The sequence below is a fragment of the Caballeronia terrestris genome (genome assembly GCF_001544515.1).
Taxonomy (GTDB): Bacteria; Pseudomonadota; Gammaproteobacteria; order Burkholderiales; family Burkholderiaceae; genus Caballeronia; species Caballeronia terrestris.
In genome coordinates this window covers 90,810-105,898 of record NZ_FCOL02000010.1, presented here as the reverse complement: position 1 = coordinate 105,898, position 15,089 = coordinate 90,810, and the positions used below count along the sequence as shown (strand labels likewise).

The 15,089-nt window shown below is 65.2% G+C and carries 8 protein-coding genes; 5 read left to right on the top strand and 3 right to left on the bottom strand.

What is annotated here, in order from left to right; translation table 11 throughout:
• Window positions 1-359: 359 nt before the first annotated feature.
• From AWB67_RS11470 to AWB67_RS11450, 5 genes are all read left to right on the top strand, one after another.
• Window positions 360-1,190 carry an IclR family transcriptional regulator gene (locus AWB67_RS11470; protein ID WP_087656363.1) on the top strand — a complete coding sequence of 277 codons (831 nt, stop codon included), beginning with the start codon at window positions 360-362 and terminating at the stop codon, window positions 1,188-1,190.
• Window positions 1,191-1,538: 348 nt separating this feature from the next.
• The gene (locus AWB67_RS11465; RefSeq protein WP_087656362.1) at window positions 1,539-2,945 is read left to right on the top strand and encodes an MdtA/MuxA family multidrug efflux RND transporter periplasmic adaptor subunit; all 1,407 of its coding nucleotides are present in this window, start codon (window positions 1,539-1,541) and stop codon (window positions 2,943-2,945) included.
• A gap of 19 nt (window positions 2,946-2,964) precedes the next feature.
• Window positions 2,965-6,084 carry an MdtB/MuxB family multidrug efflux RND transporter permease subunit gene (locus AWB67_RS11460; protein WP_087656361.1) on the top strand — a complete coding sequence of 1,040 codons (3,120 nt, stop codon included), beginning with the start codon at window positions 2,965-2,967 and terminating at the stop codon, window positions 6,082-6,084.
• A 4-nt stretch (window positions 6,085-6,088) separates the two neighbouring features.
• Entirely contained in the window at window positions 6,089-9,400 is a 3,312-nt protein-coding gene (locus AWB67_RS11455) for an efflux RND transporter permease subunit (protein ID WP_087656360.1), read from the top strand.
• 71 nt (window positions 9,401-9,471) lie between these two features.
• Window positions 9,472-10,122: an SDR family oxidoreductase gene (locus AWB67_RS11450; RefSeq protein ID WP_087656359.1), complete on the top strand. Its 651-nt coding sequence runs from the start codon at window positions 9,472-9,474 to the stop codon at window positions 10,120-10,122.
• A 6-nt stretch (window positions 10,123-10,128) separates the two neighbouring features.
• Here the strand turns inward: AWB67_RS11450 and kdpE are convergent, their stop codons facing one another.
• The 3 genes from kdpE to AWB67_RS11435 all read right to left on the bottom strand — a co-directional run bounded on the left by kdpE (window position 10,129) and on the right by AWB67_RS11435 (window position 15,068).
• On the bottom strand, window positions 10,129-10,827 hold the full coding sequence (kdpE, locus tag AWB67_RS11445) for a two-component system response regulator KdpE (protein WP_087656358.1): 699 nt from the start codon (window positions 10,825-10,827) through the stop codon (window positions 10,129-10,131).
• Entirely contained in the window at window positions 10,824-13,643 is a 2,820-nt protein-coding gene (locus AWB67_RS11440; RefSeq protein WP_087656357.1) for a DUF4118 domain-containing protein, read from the bottom strand. The genes kdpE and AWB67_RS11440 overlap by 4 nt, the downstream gene beginning before the upstream one ends.
• 444 nt (window positions 13,644-14,087) lie before the next feature.
• Window positions 14,088-15,068 carry a quinone oxidoreductase family protein gene (locus AWB67_RS11435; RefSeq protein WP_087656356.1) on the bottom strand — a complete coding sequence of 327 codons (981 nt, stop codon included), beginning with the start codon at window positions 15,066-15,068 and terminating at the stop codon, window positions 14,088-14,090.
• Window positions 15,069-15,089 lie beyond the last annotated feature (21 nt).

Sequence of the window (15,089 nt, the reverse complement as noted above, 5' to 3'; positions counted from 1 at the left end):
CCAGAAAACGGGCAAAAAAAAGGCGCTGCGTTGCCGCAGCGCCTTAAAAGTTCTAGCCATTCCGAGGGCCGTGCTAGAACCTGAGAGCCTGTATCCGAAGCGGACCGTCCAGCGGAAAATTGTCGCGCGATCGTGCTTTCGAAATCGGGTTCCATTTTTTATGTTATCGCTGCCTAAGTCAAGCAAAATTTCGTGACTTGGGCATCTGCCCAACATGCTTACTGCAAAGCGCGAAAGTGGAAAAGTGTCGCGGCATCTGCACCTTTTCGTAAGGCTTGCATGCCCTGCAAAGTTGGAAAAAGAGTTCGCGTATCATCCAAGCTTTCGAGCCCCAAACGAAACTATGTTTTAAAAAAACAATGAACAAACCTGAGAGCCGACCCTCCGGTCGGGAAAAAGGCAAGGAAAAAGACGGCGAGGAAGTCACTGCGCTTGCGCGCGGACTGGACGTTCTGCGCCGCATCGCTGGCGCCGATGCGCCGGTGAGCAATCGGGAACTGACCGAATGGACCGGTATCCCTAAACCAACCGTCTCGCGCATCACCGCGACGCTCGTCAACACGGGTCTGCTGTTCCGGCTGCCGGACAGCGAGCGCTTCGTGCTGACCGCTTCGGTGCTGGAACTGAGCAATGGGTTCCTTCGCAACTTCGATATTCGCGCACGCGCGCGGCCGTTTCTCATCGAACTCGCCGAGTTGACGGGCCTGAGCGTGCATCTCGCGGTGCGCGACCGGCTGGAGATGGTCGTGATCGATGCGATCCGGCCACGCTCCGCCGTGCTCGTGTCGCGGCTGGAAGTGGGCGGACGGATCGATTTGTGCCGGACCGCCGTGGGCCGCGCGTATCTGTCGGTGCTGCCGGCCGCCGAGCGGCAGACGCTGATTGCGAGCGTGCAGACCGCAGCCGGAGACGACTGGCCGAGCATCATCGGGGGATTGCAGACAGGGCTCGACGCCGTGCGCACGCTCGGCTTCGCGATCTCGACGGGCGAATGGCACCACGGCCTGAACGCGGTCGCGGCGGGGTTCGTCGGACCGTCGGGGCAGCGCTACGCCGTGAATTGCGGCGGCGCGGCGCATCAATGTCCGCGCGATACGCTGATCGAAAGCGTCGCGCCGGCGTTGCTCGGGTATGTCGATAAGATCGTCCACGAGATCGGCGGCACGCCGTCCGCGCGCCTCGCCGAATAGGCCGTCAGGGCAAGCAGCGTCCTCGCGACAACATGCACGACGCGCCGGGCCGCATTGCGCAGCCCGCGCGCGGAGCGCCTGTAATCGCCCGCCCCAACCGTACCGCTCACGATGTAACACTCGTAATCATCCGAAAGAAAGATAGCTGGACTGTTACGAAGGGCGGGACGTAGCATCATGCTTCGCGGGCCCGGGCCCCGGCTTTCAAAGCTTTCCAGACGAAGACCTCCCGGGTTTCGCGCGGGAAAATCAACCTCGATCGGGTTCGCCGGCGCCTCGCGTCCGCGGGCGCCCGAACCGCCCTCCGCGCCCCGAACGACATCACCGAAACACGCAAGCCACCACACGATGGACGACCAAAAAAAATCTCCGACGCAGACGCCAACGCCGCCGCCGCGCAAGACCGACCCCTCGCTTTCCGCCACTTCTCTCCGCCCCGCGCGGCGCCGCTTCGGATGGCTGATCGTCGCGCTGCTGATCATCGGCGGGGCGCTCGCGTGGTGGCATCCGTGGAGCCGCAACGATCCAGCGAAGGCGCAGCAGGCGGGATCGTCGACCGGGGGCGCGAGGCGCGGCGGCGCGAATCAGGCTAACCAGCCGCAGCCGGTGCACGTCGCGACCGTCAAGACGGGGGAGATGCCCGTCGTCATCAATTCGCTCGGCACGGTGACGCCGCTCGCGAACGTGACGGTGAAGACGCAGCTGAACGGCATCCTCGTCGATGTCGCGTTCAAGGAAGGCCAGATGGTCAAGAAGGGCGACCTGCTCGCGCAGATCGACCCGCGCCCCTACGAAATCTCGTTGCGCAACGCGCAAGGCACGCTCGCGAAGGACCAGGCGCTGCTGCAAACCGCGCGGCTCGACCTGCAGCGCTATCAGACGCTGCTTTCACAGGATTCGATCGCGAAGCAGCAGGTCGATACGCAAGCGTCGCTCGTCAAGCAATATGAAGGTGCGGTGAAATCGGACCAGGCGAACGTCGATACGTACAAGCTCGACCTGACCTACGCGCGCATCACGGCGCCGGTGTCGGGGCGCGTCGGGCTGCGGCAGGTCGATCCGGGCAATTACGTCACCACGGGCGACACGAACGGTGTCGTCGTGATTACGCAATTGCAGCCGATCAGCGTGATATTCACGACCTCCGAGGACAATCTCACCGCGATCATGAAGCCGATGCGCGCGGGCGTGAAGATGTCGGTGACGGCCTACGACCGCGCCAATACCACGTCGCTCGAAGCCGGCTATCTCGAAACGGTGGACAACCAGATCGACACGACGACCGGCACCGTCAAGCTGCGCGCGACCTTCGCGAACCAGCAGAACATGCTGTTCCCGAATCAGTTCGTGAACACTAAGCTGCTCGTCGATGTCATCAAGAACGCGACGATCGTGCCGACCTCGGCGGTGCTGAACGGCTCGTCGGGCGCGTTCGTTTATGTGGTGAAGCCGGACAACACGGTGACCGTGCGCAACGTGAAAATCGGCCCGGTCGATGGCGAACGCACCAGCATCAAGACGGGCGTGCAGGCGGGCGAGCGTGTGGTGATCGACGGTTCGGACCGGCTGAAGGAAGGCGCGAAGATCACGATCCCCGCCGATAAGCCGACCGGTGCTTCGGGTGCTTCGGGTGCTTCGGGTGCTTCGGGTGCTTCGGGTGCTTCGGGTGCTTCCGCTGCGGTTCCGGCAGCGGCTGCTTCGGGCGCCTCGGGCGCGCATCACGCCGACCGCCGTCATCAGCAGTCGCAGCCATGAACGGCCGGGCACGTAAAGCATGAATCCCTCACGCCTATTTATCCTGCGCCCGGTCGGCACGGCGCTCCTGATGGCGGCGATCATGCTGGTCGGGCTCGTCGCGCTGCGTTTCTTGCCGCTCTCCGCGCTGCCCGCCGTCGATTACCCGACCATCCAGGTCCAGACGTTTTATCCCGGTGCGTCGCCCGACGTCATGACGTCGTCCGTCACCGCGCCGCTCGAAAAGCAGTTCGGCCAGATGGCGAGCCTGAACCAGATGTCGTCGCAGAGTTCGGCGGGCGCATCGGTCATCACGCTGCAGTTCAGCCTCGACTTGCCGCTCGATATCGCCGAGCAGGAAGTGCAGGCCGCGATCAACGCGGCGGGCAACCTGCTGCCGTCCGACCTGCCCGCCCCGCCGATCTACGCGAAGGTCAATCCCGCCGACGCGCCGATCATCACGCTCGCGATCAGCTCGAAGACGCTGCCGCTCACGCAAGTGCAGGATCTCGCCGACACGCGTCTCGCGCAGAAGATTTCGCAGGTGGCGGGCGTCGGCCTCGTGTCGGTGAGCGGCGGCAATCGCCCCGCCGTGCGCATTCAGGCGAACACGCGCGCGCTTGCGTCGTACGGGCTCAACATCGACGACCTGCGCACTACGATCTCGAATCTCAACGTCAACACGCCGAAGGGCAGTTTCGACGGCCCCACCCGCTCCTACACGATCAACGCGAACGACCAGTTGACCGACGCCGCGGCCTATCAGAGCGCGGTGGTCGCGTACAAGAACGGCCGGCCGGTGATGCTGACCGACGTCGCGACGATCGTCGAAGGGCCGGAGAACACGAAGCTCGGCGCGTGGGTCGATGCGACGCCCGCGATCATCCTGAACGTGCAGCGCCAGCCGGGCGCGAACGTGATCCAGGTGGTCGACGGCATCAAGAAGATCCTGCCGCAGTTGCAACAGGCGCTGCCGGCCGCGCTCGACGTACGCATCGTGACCGACCGCACGACCACGATCCGCGCGTCCGTGCGCGACGTGCAGTTCGAGCTGGCGCTTTCGGTGGTGCTCGTCGTGCTCGTGATTTACCTGTTCCTCGCGAATGTCTGGGCGACGCTGATTCCGAGCTTGTCGGTGCCGCTGTCGCTCGTCGGCACGCTCGCCGTGATGTACCTGTGCGGCTTCTCGCTCGACAACCTCTCGCTGATGGCGCTGACGATCGCGACCGGCTTCGTCGTCGACGATGCCATCGTGATGATCGAGAACATCGCGCGCTACGTCGAGGAAGGCGATCCGCCGCTCGAAGCCGCGCTGAAGGGCTCGAAGCAGATCGGCTTCACGATCATCTCGCTGACGGTCTCGTTGATCGCGGTGCTGATCCCGTTGCTCTTCATGGGCGACGTGGTCGGCCGGCTCTTTCACGAATTCGCGATCACGCTCGCCGTGACCATCGTGATTTCGGCGGTCGTCTCGCTCACGCTCGTGCCGATGCTCTGCGCGAAGCTCCTGCGCCACACGCCGCCGAAGGAAAGCAAACGCTTCGAGGCGCGCGCGCACCAGTTCATCGACTACGTGATCGGGCGCTATGCCGTCGCGCTGACGTGGGTGCTGGAGCGCCAGCGCGCAACGCTCTTCGTCGCAGTGCTGACGCTTTTCCTCACGGCGCTCCTGTACGTGGTGATTCCGAAGGGCTTCTTCCCGACGCAGGACACGGGCGTCATCCAGGCGATCACGCAGGCGCCGCAGGCCGCGTCGTATCAGGCGGTGGCCGAGCAGCAGCAGGCGCTCGCCGCACAGATTCTGAAGAATCCGGATGTCGAGAGTCTTACGTCGTTCATCGGCGTCGACGGCACGAACATCACACTGAACAGCGGCCGCATGCTGATCAACCTGACGCCGCGCGACGACCGCAGCAGCACGTCGAGCGACGTGATTCGCGCGCTGCAGAACGAGGTCGCGAACATTCCCGGCATCCGCCTCTACATGCAGCCGGTGCAGGACCTGACAATCGATTCCACCGTCAGCCCGACGCAATACCAGTTCATGCTGACCGACCCGAACGCGGCGGAATTCGCCGAGTGGGTGCCGAAGCTCGTCGAGCGCCTGCAGCACGCGCCCGAACTCGCCGATGTCGCGACCGACCTGCAGGCGAACGGCCAGTCGGTCTACGTGGAGATCGACCGGGCGACGGCCGCACGCTTCGGCATCACGCCCGCGACCGTCGACAACGCACTCTACGACGCGTTCGGCCAGCGCATCATCTCGACGATCTTCACGCAGTCGAACCAGTATCGTGTGATCCTCGAAGCCGAGCCGAGCGACGCGCACTACAGCGAGACGCTCAACGGCATCTACCTGCCCTCCTCCACCGCGTCGAGCGGTCAGGTGCCGCTCTCGGCGATCGCCAAGTTCCACGAGCGCGCGGCGCCCTTGCTCGTCACGCACCTCGGCCAGTTCCCGGCGACCACCGTCTCGTTCAACCTCGCGCCCGGCGCCTCGCTCGGCGCGGCCGTGAAGGCGATCGACAAGGCGAAGCAGGAAGTCGGCCTGCCCGCGGCGTTCCAGATCCGGTTCCAGGGCGCGGCGCTCGCGTTCCAGGCGTCGCTGTCGAACGAACTGTTCCTGATCCTCGCCGCGATTGTCACGATGTACATCGTGCTCGGGGTGCTGTACGAGAGCTTCATCCACCCGATCACGATTCTCTCCACGCTGCCCTCGGCGGGCGTCGGCGCGCTGCTCTCGCTGATGATCACCGGGCACGATCTCGACATCATCGGGATCATCGGCATCGTGCTTTTGATCGGTATCGTGAAGAAGAACGCGATCATGATGATCGACTTCGCGCTCGAAGCCGAGCGCGAGGGAGGCAAGTCGCCGCGCGACGCGATCTTCCAGGCCTGTCTCCTGCGCTTCCGCCCGATCCTGATGACGACGCTCGCCGCCCTCCTCGGCGCGCTGCCGCTGATGATCGGCTGGGGCGCAGGGTCGGAACTGCGCCATCCGCTGGGGATCGCGATCGTCGGCGGGCTGATCGTCTCGCAGTTGCTGACGCTCTTCACGACGCCGGTGATCTACCTCGCGTTCGATTCGCTCGGCCGCCGCGTGCGGGAGCGCTTTAATCGCGGCGCGCCGCCGCGCCCGGTTAGCGAAGCGGAGTGACGCGATGAACCTCTCGCGCCCCTTCATCGCCCGCCCTGTCGCGACGACGCTGCTCGCGATCGGTGTCGCGCTCGCAGGCATGTTCGCGTTCGTGAAGTTGCCGGTCGCGCCCTTGCCGCAAGTCGATTTCCCGACGATCTCCGTGCAGGCCAGCCTGCCGGGCGCGAGCCCGGAGACCGTCGCGACGAGCGTCGCGAGTCCGCTGGAACGCCATCTCGGCTCGATCGCCGACGTCACCGAGATGACGTCGCAGAGCGCGGTCGGCTCGACGCGCATCACGCTGCAATTCGGCCTGAATCGCGACATCGACGGCGCCGCGCGCGACGTGCAGGCCGCGATCAACGCCGCGCGCGCCGACTTGCCGGCGTCACTCAAGAGCAATCCGACATACCACAAGGTCAATCCCGCTGACGCGCCGATCCTCGTGCTAGCGCTCTCGTCGCCGACGCGCACGGCCGGCTCACTCTACGACTCGGCCGCGACCGTGCTTCAGCAAACGCTTTCGACCGTGCCGGGTGTCGGGGAAGTCGACGTGAGCGGTTCCGCGAATCCGGCCGTGCGCGTCGAGCTGGAACCGGGCGCACTGTTTCACTATGGCATCGGGCTGGAGGACGTACGGGCGGCGCTCGCCTCGGCGAACGCGAACAGCCCGAAAGGCGCGATCGAGTTCAAGGGCACGCGCTTTCAGCTCTACACCAACGACCAGGCGAGCAAGGCGGACCAGTACCGCGATCTGGTGGTCGCGTACCGCAATGGCTCGGCGGTGCGGCTCTCGGACGTGGGCGAAGTCGTCGATTCGGTCGAGGACTTGCGCAACCTCGGCCTCATCAACGGCAAGCGCGCCGTGCTCGTGATCCTGTATCGCCAGCCGGGCGCGAACATCATTGAAACGATCGATCGCGTGAAGTCGATGCTGCCGCAGCTGCAGGCCGCGCTCCCGCGCGACGTCGAGATCACGCCGACCGCCGACCGCTCGACCACGATCCGCGCCTCGCTGCACGACACCGAGCTCACGCTCGCGATCGCGGTCGCGCTCGTCGTGATGGTCGTGTTCCTCTTCCTGCGCAACTGGCGCGCGACGCTCATTCCGAGCGTCGCCGTGCCGATCTCGATCATCGGCACCTTCGCGGCGATGTACCTGCTCGGCTTCTCGCTCGACAACCTCTCGCTGATGGCGCTGACCATCGCGACCGGCTTCGTCGTCGACGATGCGATCGTCGTGCTCGAAAATATCACGCGGCATATCGAAAACGGCGTGCCGCGCATGAAGGCCGCGATCCTCGGCGCGAAGGAAGTCGGCTTCACGGTGCTGTCGATCAGCGTGTCGCTCGTCGCCGTGTTCCTGCCGATCCTGCTGATGGGCGGCATCGTCGGGCGGCTGTTCCGCGAGTTCGCGCTGACGCTTTCGCTTGCGATCGCCGTCTCGCTCGCGGTCTCGCTGACCGTCACGCCGATGATGTGCGCGCGGCTTTTACAGGAGCCGCACGAATTGCAGGAACCGGGGCGCTTCGGCGCATGGCTCGAGCGCCAGTTCGAGCGCATGCAGCGCGGCTATGCGCGCACGCTCGGCTGGGCGCTCGAGCATCCGCGGCTGATTCTCGTCGTGCTGCTCGCGACGATCGGGCTCAACGTCTATCTATACATCATCGTGCCGAAGGGCTTTTTCCCGCAGCAGGATACGGGGCGCATCGTCGGCGGGATTCAGGCAGACCAGAGCACGTCGTTCCAGGCGATGAAGGTGAAATTCGCCGAGATGATGCGCATCGTGCAGGCCGATCCGGCCGTGGACAGCGTCGCGGGCTTCACCGGCGGGCGGCAGACCAATTCGGGTTTCATGTTTGTGTCGCTCAAGCCCAAGAGCGTGCGCGGCGACTCGGCGGATACCGTGATCCAGCGCCTGCGCAAGCCGCTCGCGGACGTCGCCGGCGCGCGCACGTTCCTGCAGGCCGTACAGGATATTCGCGTGGGCGGGCGGCAGTCGAACGCGCAATATCAGTTCACGATGCTCTCCGATTCCACCGCCGATCTCTACAAATGGGGCCCGCTGCTCACCGAGGCGCTGCAACGCCGCTCCGAACTCACCGACGTCAACTCCGACCAGCAGCAAGGCGGCCTGGAAGCGATGGTCACGTTCGACCGCGCGACCGCCGCGCGCTTCAACATCAAGCCTGCGCAGATCGACAACACGCTCTACGACGCGTTCGGCCAGCGCCAGGTATCGACGATCTACAACGCGCTGTCGCAGTACCACGTCGTGATGGAGGTCGCGCCGAAGTACTGGCAGGACCCGGAGATGCTCAAGCAGATCTACGTCAGCACGTCGGGCGGAACGGCGAGCGGAGCGGCATCGACGAATTCGACCACCACCTCCAACGCGACGGCCGCGACCGCCTCCACTTCCACCTCCGGCGCCACGACGGATACCGCGACGCAGCTCTCGCTCGACTCCGTGCGCAACTCCGCGACCAACGCGATCGCGGCGAGCGGCAAGTCGGGATCGTCATCGGGCGCGGCGGTATCGACGTCGAAGGAAACGATGATCCCGCTCTCCGCGATCGCGAAGTTCGGGCCGGGCAACACGCCGCTGTCGGTGAATCATCAGAGCCAGTTCGTCGCCTCGACGATTTCGTTCAACCTGCCGCCCGGCAAGTCGCTGTCCGATGCGACGGCCGCGATCTACGAGACGATGGCGACCATCGGCGTGCCGAGCACAATCCACGGCAGTTTTCAGGGCACGGCGCAGGCGTTCCAGCAGTCGATGAACGACCAGCCGCTCCTGATTCTCGCGGCGCTGGCGGCGGTGTACATCGTGCTCGGCATTTTGTACGAGAGCTACATCCATCCGATCACCATTCTTTCGACGCTGCCCTCCGCGGGCGTGGGCGCGCTGCTCGCGCTGCTGCTCTTCAAGACCGAGTTCAGCATCATCGCGATGATCGCGGTGATCCTGCTGATCGGCATCGTGAAGAAGAACGCGATCATGATGGTCGACTTCGCGATCGAGGCGTCGCGGCACGGCGCAACGACCTCGCGGGAGGCGATCGAGCAGGCGTGTCTGCTGCGTTTCAGGCCGATCATGATGACGACCGCCGCCGCGTTGCTGGGCGCGCTGCCGCTCGCATTCGGCACGGGCGAAGGGTCGGAGATGCGCGCGCCGCTGGGGATCGCGATCGTCGGCGGGTTGATCGTGAGCCAGATGCTGACGCTTTATACGACGCCGGTGGTTTATCTTTATATGGACCGGTTTCGGGTGCGGGCGGAGGAGCGGCGGGCGCGTAAGGAAGGTGGCGCGCAAACGGCGAGCGCGACAGAGTAAAAGTCCCGACAGCACGATCCGAAAAAATCGCTTAACGTTAAGGCACTCCAACCTCACGAGGAGCGTTTTCAATGAAAGTCCTGCTGATCGGCGCGCACGGCCGTACTGGCCGCCACATCGCGCGGCAGTTGCAACGTGAAGGCGTCGCGTTCAAGGCACTGTTGCGCAAGTCCGCGCACAAACCCGAATTCGCGGCTTTGGGCGCCGAGATCGTGCTCGGCGATCTCAGTCACGATTTCTCGCACGCCTTCGACGACGTCACGCACGTCATTTACGCCGCCGGGTCGTCGGAAACGGAGGGTGTGAACGAGGAGCGCGCGATCGATCGCGACGCCGTGCAGCGCGCCGCGGATTACGCGAAGCGCCGGCGCGTGCAGCAACTCGTCGTGATCAGCGCGATCTCGGCGTACTGGCCCGAGGCGAATTCGCTCGCGCTGAAGCATTACGCGAAGATGAAGCGCGAAAGCGACGACTACGTGCAAAGGCGCGGCGTGCCGTATGTGATCCTGCGGCCGGGTCCGCTGTCGGATGAAGCTGCCAGCGGGACGATCGCGCTGGCGAGCGAGCGTGTGGTGAACGCACCAGCGGTGTCGCGCGAAGATGTGGCGCGGATCGCGGTCGAAAGCGTGAAGCGCGGGGTGAAGGATAAAGTGATCGGGTTTGTCGGCGGGGATGCGGCGATCGATGACGTGCTGGACGAACTCGAAGCGCTTGCCAACTAAAGCCAGCTAGGACGCCCCCACCAACCGATACCCCACCCCCGTCTCCGTAACGATATGCTCGGGCTGCGCGGCATCGCGCTCGAGTTTCTGCCGCAGATGCGCCATGTAAATGCGCAGGTAGTGGTGGCTTTCCACATGCGACGGCCCCCACACCTCGCGCAGCAGTTGCCGATGCGTCAGCACGCGCCCTGCGTGCCGCACGAGTGTCGAGAGCAGACGATATTCGATCGGCGTCAGATGCACGGGCGCGCCGTCGCGCGTCACTTGCCGCAGCCCGAGATCGACCACCACCGCTCCAAACGAAACCCGCGGCGATTCGCTCCCCGCCGCCTGATTCCGCCGTCGCAGATGCGCACGAATCCGCGCCATCAGCTCCGACACCCCGAACGGCTTGGTCAGGTAATCGTCGGCGCCGGCATCGAGCGCGGCGACCTTCTCCTCTTCCTGCGTGCGCGCCGACAGCACGATCACCGGCAGTTCGGTCCAGCTTCGCAATTCGCGGATCACGTCGATGCCGTCGGTATCCGGCAATCCCAGATCGACGATCACGAGATCGGGCTTGCGCGTCGCCGCCTCGACGAGCCCCTGCTTGCCCGTCTCCGCTTCGTGCACCGCAATGCCCTCCGCTTCGAGCGAGACACGCACGAAGCGGCGGATCTGCTTTTCGTCTTCGATCAGGACGACGGTAACGGTGGGCTCGGTCATGTCGTGGTCTTCGATGCGGGCGGTTCATGCGCCGCAGGGTCGCGTTCGTCTTCTTCGAGAACCGGCGCAGGCGGCGGCGCGTCGACGGGCAGCGTGAACCAGAAGCGCGCGCCTTCGATACGCCCTCGTTCGTCCGCCCGGTTGGCCGCGCCGATTGTACCGCCGTGCGCCTCGACGATCGCACGGCAAATCGAGAGCCCGAGCCCGATCCCCGGTTGCGCCGATTCCTTCTCGCCGCGCGTGAACTTCTCGAACACGCGATCGACCATCGCGGGCGGCAGGCCCGGGCCGGTATCGTCGAGGGTCACGCGCACGAACGGCTTGCCGTCGATCTCGATGCGCTCCGCGCCGATCGCCAGGCGCGCATCGGCACGCGTGTATTTCGATGCGTTCTCCAGCAGGTTGGACAGGAGCCGCTCCATCAGAACGGCATCGAGTTGCACGAGCGGCAGGTCGGCGGGAAGACGCACGTCGACCGCACGATCGCCGAGCATCCGCCGGCACGCCCTGAGCGCGGCGCCCACCGTCTCCTCCAGGAGCGTCCATTGCCGGTTGAGCCGCAAGCCGCCCGCCTGCAACCGCGCCATGTCGAGCACGTTCGCGACGATGCTCGCCATGCGCAACGATTCGTCGTGGATCGCTTCGATCAGCTCGGCGTTCGCTGCTGAGCGCACGTCGCCGTTCGATTGACCCAGCATGGAAGCGAAGCCGACGATCGCCGTGAGCGGCGTGCGCAAATCGTGCGACACCGCCGACAACAGCGAATTGCGCAGCCGCTCGGACTCCATGCTGACGAGCGCATCGCGGGCGATATCGACGTAATGCACGCGCTCCAGCGCAAGCGCGATCTGCGCGGCGAACGTGTCGAGCATGCGTTTTTGCTCGGGCACGTCGAGCTCGGCCGGATCGCGCGTCAACACGGCCAGCACGCCGCGCGTGCGCATCGGCGCCCTGAGCGGCAAGTAGAGCGCGGCGGCGGCGGGCAGCGTGTCGGTGCCTCGCCCCGCCGGCTTCTGCTGGTCGTAAACCCATTGCGCGACATCCGGATCGAGCGCTTTGGCATCGAGCAGGAACGTGGCGCTATCCGTTGCGGTCGCATCGAGCTTCTGACGCATTTTGTCGGCGCTGTCGGGCAGGAGCATCGCGACCTGCGCGCGGAACACTTCGCTCACGTGCCGCATGCCGATGCCGACGATCTGCTCGGTCGCGAGCGCCGCGCCCAGTTCGCCCGCCATCGCGTACATCGCGCTCGTGCGCCGCTCGCGCTTCTCGGCGACGCGCGCCTCGCGCCGCAGGCTCGACGTGAGATGGCTGATCACGAGCGACGTCAGCAGCATGCCGGCGAAGGTCAGCACGTATTGCGTATCCGATACCGTCAGCGACATGAGCGGCGGCACGAAGAAGAAATCGAACGCCGCGACGGAGAGGAACGACAGCATCACGCCGGGACCGCGCCCGAGCCGCACGGCGGTGAACACGACGCCGAGCAGGTACAGCATCACGAGGTTCGCAAGATCGAGGCGATCGCTGACAGCGCTCGCGACGAGCGTCGCCACCGCGCAAATCGCGACCGCATACGCGTACGCGCGCGGCGGCGAGCGCTGCTCGCGCGCCGCCGAAAGCGCGTCGCGCCACGCGCTCGCGGCGGCATCGGAGGAATCGGCCGGCATGTGCCGTACGTCTTCCCGCGCGCGGATCAAGGTGAGATCGAGGTCGCCGGCGCGCTCGGCGAGTTGTTCGCTGAACGGCCGCCGGAGCAAGCGCGCGAGCCCGCGCCGCGCCGAAGCCCCCGCGACCAGCTTCGATACATTGCGCGCCTGCGCATAGCCGATCAGCGTCGCGACGGCATCGTCGCCTGCGAGCGTCACCGTTTCCGCGCCGAGCTCGGTGGCGAATTTAAGCGCCTGCATCGTGCGTTCGCGGCGCGCATCCGGCAGCTTCTGCAGACGCGGCGTTTCGACGTAGGCCGCGATCCAGTCGGCCTTGAGGCTCGCGGCGAGACGCGCGGCGGCACGCACGAGCGCGGGCGCATCGGTGCCGGGGCCGACGCACACCAGAAGCCGCTCGCGCGCCTGCCAGATGCGCGCGATCGAACGATCCGCCCGATATTCCCGCATCTGCGCATCGACACGATCGGCCGTGCGCCTGAGCGCCAGCTCGCGCAGCGCGATCAGGTTGCCCTTGCGAAAGAAATTGCGGACCGCGCGCTCGGCCTGCTGCGGCATGTAGACCTTGCCCTGGCCGAGGCGCTCGAGCAGTTCCTCAGGCGGCAGGTCGACGAGCGTCACTTCGTCGGCGCTGTCGAGCACGCGGTCGGGCACCGTCTCGAACACGCGGATGCCGGTAATCTGGCCGACCACGTCGTTCAGGCTCTCCAGATGCTGGACGTTGACCGTCGTATAGACGTCGATGCCCGCGTCGATCAGTTCGTGTACGTCCTGCCAGCGCTTCAGATGGCGCGCGCCGGGCACGTTCGAATGCGCGAGTTCGTCGACGAGGATGAGTTGCGGATGACGCGCGAGCGCCGCGTCGAGATCGAATTCGGTCAGCGTGCGCTCGCGATAGCCGATCGTCGCGCGCGGCAGCACGTCGAGCCCTTCGAGCTGCGCCGCTGTTTCGCTGCGTCCATGCGTCTCCACGATGCCGACGACGACGTCGTCGCCTTCGTCGTGACGGCGGCGTGCAGCCTGGAGCATCGCGTAGGTCTTGCCAACGCCCGCCGACGCGCCGAAGAAAATCTTCAGGCGTCCGCGCTGGCGCTGCTCTTCCTCGCGTTGCAGTTTGTCGAGCAGTTGGTCGGGGTCGGGGCGGCTCATGGTGGTCGGTCGCGGGGCCAAAGCGGCCGCCTGGTGTTTTCAACTTCGCGGCTGCGCTTCGTCGAGCGCCAGGGCTTAGGAGCGTCCACATATACACCAACAGTGACGGCGTCTGGATTCGCCGCGGCATTCTTCCCTGGGACCGTTTCTCGAATGGCGTCAAGTGGCAGGACGTTGACGGCGCAGGCTGCTATCCCGGCTTTGTCAGTTGGGCATGCAAATCCTATGCCGTTCGAGTCGGACATCGCTTTACGAAGTCCAGTGAAATCGTCCAGCCTCATGTCAAGGACGGGGATAAAGTCGTCCAACACATAAACGAACTGCACCGCAATTGGTTCGCGGGTTAGTCGTAGCGGCGCAAAAAAATGCCCATGACGTAGCTCATGGGCATTTCACTTAGCGAACCACAGAAACGGCGCCCGCTGCGCTTCTGAGTATCAAACTTCACGGCAACAAAACCGTCGACCCCGTCGTCTTCCGCCCTTCGAGATCCTCATGCGCCCGCGCTGCTTCCTGAAGCGGATACTTTTGCCGAACGTTGGTTTTGACCTTCCCCGAGCCCACCACCTCGAACAACTCCGCCGCCATCGCATCGAGATCGCTCCGTTTCGCGATATAGCTGAACAACGTAGGCCGCGTGAAGTAGAGCGACCCGCGCCCGGCGAACTCCGACGAATCAATAGGCGGCAGCGGCCCCGACGAATTCCCGAAGCTCACAAAGAGCCCCAGCGGCGCCAGACAGTCGAGCGACGCCGTATACGTATCCTTCCCGATCGAATCGTAGACCACCGGCACGCCCGCCCCGTTCGTGATCTCGCGAACTCGCTTCGTAAAGTTGTCGTGCGTATAGACGATCGGGCAATCGCAGCCGTGCGCCTTCGCGAGCTCCGCCTTCTCATCCGAACCGACCGTACCGATCACCGTCGCCCCAAGCGCCTTCGCCCACTGGCACGCGAGCAAGCCAACGCCGCCCGCCGCCGCGTGGATCAGCACCGTATCGCCCGCCTTCACGCGATACGTGCGCCGCAGCAGATACTGCGCGGTGAGCCCCTGCAGCATGATCGACGCGGCATCTTCATAGCCGATCGAATCGGGCAGCGCGACGACGTAATCCGCCGACATCACCCGCTCCTCCGCATACGCGCCCGGCGGCCGCGACGCGTACGCCACGCGATCGCCCGGCTTGAATTGCGAAACGCCCTCGCCGATCGCCGTCACTTCGCCCGCGCCTTCCATGCCGAGGCCGCCGGGCAGCGGCATCGGATAGAGGCCGTTGCGGAAATACACGTCGATGAAATTGAGGCCCACCGCGTGGTGCTTCACTCGAATCTCGCCCTTGCCCGGCTCGCCGACCTCTACGTCGACCCACTTCATCACTTCCGGGCCACCGGTCTTGTCGAATCGAATCGCTTTTGTCTTTGTCATGGGTATCTCCGTTCGTTGTCT